This window comes from Pseudomonas sp. MD195_PC81_125 (assembly GCF_014060985.1).
GTDB lineage: Bacteria > Pseudomonadota > Gammaproteobacteria > Pseudomonadales > Pseudomonadaceae > Aquipseudomonas > Aquipseudomonas parakoreensis.
In genome coordinates, this window is record NZ_JABULD010000321.1 from 1 (window position 1) to 2,099 (window position 2,099).

The window sequence follows — 2,099 nt, forward strand, 5'->3', positions numbered from 1 at the left end:
ATGCTCTTGCGGGTGATCTTGTTGCGTACTTCGCAGGTGAGGGTGATCGAGGTGCGGCCGAACTCGGTGGCGGTGATGCCCAGTTCGATGATGTCGCCCTGGCGCGAAGCGCTGACGAAGTTGATTTCGGAAATGTACTTGGTCACCACGCGCTGATTGCCCAACTGGACGATCGCGTAAATCGCCGCTTCTTCGTCGATCCAGCGCAGCAGGCTGCCGCCGAACAGGGTGCCGTTGGGGTTCAGGTCTTCGGGTTTTACCCATTTGCGGGTGTGGAAATTCATGTTCACTCCTGAGCGTTTGCCGAAAGATGGCGCCATCTTGGCAGACCGGGCGGTCATGCTCCATGAGCCTTCTACTATGGTCGCTATTAACGATCTTCATCTGGCCGACAGAAACCCTTTGGAAGATCAGTCTAGACGGCTATAATCGCCCCCGTTTCAAAACGGTAACCTTCACTTGCTACCGTTTTCCCGCCACCTGTCCGAGGGGCGCTGCAGCAGGATCAACCTGTCAGGCTCGGATGGGGCGTTGACTGGCCACGGCCGGACACTAAACGCACAACGGCGCCCATTCGCATACATTACGAATGGAGGCTCTTCATGAGCGCTGTTATCACGCCTGCCGATTTTAACGATTACAAAGTTGCCGACATGTCCCTGGCTGCCTGGGGCCGTCGCGAAACCATCATCGCCGAGTCGGAAATGCCGGCCCTGATGGGTCTGCGCCGCAAATACGCCTCCGAGCAGCCGCTCAAGGGCGCGAAAATCCTCGGCTGCATCCACATGACCATTCAGACTGCCGTGCTGATCGAAACCCTGGTTGCCCTGGGTGCCGAAGTACGCTGGTCGTCCTGCAACATCTTCTCGACTCAGGATCAGGCTGCCGCGTCCATCGCCGCTGCCGGCATCCCGGTTTTCGCCTGGAAAGGCGAGACTGAAGAAGAGTACGAGTGGTGCCTGGAGCAGACCATCCTGAAGGATGGCCAGCCATGGGACGCCAACATGATCCTCGACGACGGCGGCGACCTGACCGAGCTGCTGCACAAGAAATACCCACAGGTGCTGGACCGCGTTCACGGCGTGACCGAAGAAACCACCACCGGCGTCCACCGTCTGCTGGACATGCTGGCCAAGGGCGAGCTGAAGATCCCTGCGATCAACGTCAACGACTCGGTGACCAAGTCCAAGAACGACAACAAGTACGGCTGCCGTCACAGCCTGAACGATGCGATCAAGCGCGGTACCGACCACCTGCTGTCCGGCAAGCAAGCGCTGGTCATCGGTTACGGTGACGTGGGCAAGGGTTCCGCGCAGTCCCTGCGTCAGGAAGGCATGATCGTCAAGGTTTCCGAAGTTGACCCGATCTGCGCCATGCAGGCCTGCATGGACGGTTTCGAACTGGTTTCGCCGTTCATCGACGGCATCAACAATGGCACCGAAGCGAGCATCGACAAAGCGCTGCTGGGCAAGATCGACCTGATCGTGACCACCACCGGTAACGTCAACGTTTGCGACGCGAACATGCTCAAAGCCCTGAAGAAGCGTGCTGTTGTCTGCAACATCGGCCACTTCGACAACGAAATCGACACCGCTTTCATGCGCAAGAACTGGGCATGGGAAGAAGTGAAGCCACAGGTCCACAAGATCCACCGTACCGGCCCGGGCGCTTTCGACGCGCAGAACGACGACTACCTGATCCTGCTGGCCGAAGGCCGTCTGGTGAACCTGGGCAACGCCACCGGTCACCCGAGCCGCATCATGGACGGTTCGTTCGCCAACCAGGTACTGGCGCAGATCTTCCTGTTCGGCCAGAAGTACGCCGACCTGTCGCCAGCCCAGAAAGCCGAGCGTCTGACCGTTGAAGTTCTGCCGAAGAAACTCGACGAAGAAGTGGCCCTGGAAATGGTGCGCGGCTTCGGCGGCGTGGTCACTCAACTGACCAAGCAACAGGCTGACTACATCGGCGTCACCGTCGAAGGCCCGTTCAAGCCGCACGCTTACCGCTACTAACAGGCGCTGACTGCTCGCTCTCCCTGTGGGAGCGAGCCTGCTCGCGAAGGCGTCTTAACATTCAACATCCGTGTTGTCTGACCCGGC

At 59.2% G+C, this 2,099-nt stretch carries 2 protein-coding genes and 1 riboswitch; of the genes, one reads left to right on the top strand and one right to left on the bottom strand.

Features of this window, described 5'->3' with window-relative positions; genetic code table 11:
* The coding region (locus HT737_RS13360; protein ID WP_182402819.1) for a hotdog domain-containing protein at nt 1-284 on the bottom strand (284 nt) is incomplete at its 3' end.
* Between the two features lie 196 nt (nt 285-480).
* Nucleotides 481-579, top strand: a riboswitch (S-adenosyl-L-homocysteine riboswitch).
* 23 nt (nt 580-602) lie between these two features.
* Between HT737_RS13360 and ahcY the strand changes: the two genes are divergently transcribed.
* Nucleotides 603-2,012: an adenosylhomocysteinase gene (gene ahcY, locus HT737_RS13365; protein WP_047297109.1), complete on the top strand. Its 1,410-nt coding sequence runs from the start codon at nt 603-605 to the stop codon at nt 2,010-2,012.
* The last annotated feature ends 87 nt before the right edge of the window (nt 2,013-2,099 follow it).

Coding starts and splice junctions, on each gene's coding strand:
- ahcY (WP_047297109.1), top strand. CDS start 603: ATGAGCGCTGTTATCACGCCTGCCGATTTTAACGATTACAAAGTTGCC.